The sequence below is a fragment of the Erysipelatoclostridium sp. MSK.23.31 genome, assembly GCF_019125875.1.
Taxonomy (GTDB): Bacteria; Bacillota_I; Bacilli_A; order Erysipelotrichales; family Coprobacillaceae; genus Thomasclavelia; species Thomasclavelia ramosa.
Genome location: NZ_JAHOCB010000108.1, coordinates 1 through 940, shown reverse-complemented (window position 1 = coordinate 940; position 940 = coordinate 1). Strand labels below are relative to the sequence as shown.

The 940-nt window shown below is 50.5% G+C and carries 9 tRNA genes; all 9 read left to right on the top strand.

From position 1 onward, the window contains the following. Nucleotides 1–61: 61 nt before the first annotated feature. The 9 genes from KSU54_RS18500 (at nt 62) to KSU54_RS18460 (ending at nt 938) form a co-directional block, all read left to right on the top strand. Nucleotides 62–138 (top strand) — tRNA-Arg (locus tag KSU54_RS18500). A 23-nt stretch (nt 139–161) separates the two neighbouring features. Further along, a tRNA-Pro gene (locus tag KSU54_RS18495) sits at nt 162–238 on the top strand. A 15-nt stretch (nt 239–253) separates the two neighbouring features. Beyond that, nucleotides 254–329 (top strand) — tRNA-Ala (locus tag KSU54_RS18490). A gap of 37 nt (nt 330–366) precedes the next feature. Next, nucleotides 367–443 (top strand) — tRNA-Met (locus KSU54_RS18485). Between the two features lie 36 nt (nt 444–479). Beyond that, nucleotides 480–556 (top strand) — tRNA-Ile (locus KSU54_RS18480). Nucleotides 557–568: 12 nt separating this feature from the next. Beyond that, nucleotides 569–661 (top strand) — tRNA-Ser (locus KSU54_RS18475). 43 nt (nt 662–704) lie between these two features. Continuing rightward, nucleotides 705–781: transfer RNA gene (locus KSU54_RS18470), tRNA-Met, on the top strand. Between the two features lie 2 nt (nt 782–783). After that, nucleotides 784–860 (top strand) — tRNA-Asp (locus KSU54_RS18465). 2 nt (nt 861–862) lie between these two features. Continuing rightward, nucleotides 863–938 (top strand) — tRNA-Phe (locus KSU54_RS18460). The last annotated feature ends 2 nt before the right edge of the window (nt 939–940 follow it).

Below are 940 nucleotides of genomic sequence, written 5' to 3'. Positions count from 1 at the left end.
AATAAATCTTGCAAAAGCTAATAAGATGTGTTAATATAGATAGGCGTTGTAAGTGAGCGATGCGCTAGTAGCTCAACTGGATAGAGTGCTTGACTACGGATCAAGAGGTTGTGGGTTCGATTCCTGCCTAGCGCGCCATTTGAGTAAAAAAAGAAATAGAACGGGAAGTAGCACAGCTTGGTAGTGCACCTGGTTTGGGACCAGGGGGTCGCAGGTTCAAATCCTGTCTTCCCGACCATTTAAAATAATAATTGGGGCCTTAGCTCAGCTGGGAGAGCACCTGCCTTGCACGCAGGGGGTCAGCGGTTCGATCCCGCTAGGCTCCACCATTAATTATTAAATTATAGCATTGCTGTAGTTGATTACGGCGGGGTAGCTCAGTTGGCTAGAGCAATCGGTTCATACCCGGTGGGTCGGGGGTTCGAATCCCTTCCCCGCTACCAATTTAATAACGGTGCCCGTAAGTCAAGAAACAACAAGGACCCTTAGCTCAGTTGGTTAGAGCTATCGGCTCATAACCGATCGGTCGTTGGTTCGAGTCCAACAGGGTCCACCAATTTAAGAATGCGAGGGATTACCCAAGTCCGGCTGAAGGGATCGGTCTTGAAAACCGACAGGGGATTAACGTCCCGCGGGGGTTCGAATCCCTCATCCCTCGCCATTTAATTTAAAATTCAGCCGAAATAAAATAATGCAAAAAATATCGCGGGATGGAGCAGTCTGGTAGCTCGTCGGGCTCATAACCCGAAGGTCGTTGGTTCAAATCCTTCTCCCGCAACCATTGGTCTGGTAGTTCAGTTGGTTAGAATGCCGCCCTGTCACGGCGGAGGTCGCGGGTTCGAGTCCCGTCCAGACCGCCAATGGTTCCGTAGCTCAGTCGGTAGAGCAGAGGACTGAAAATCCTCGTGTCGCTGGTTCGATTCCGGCCGGAACCACCATT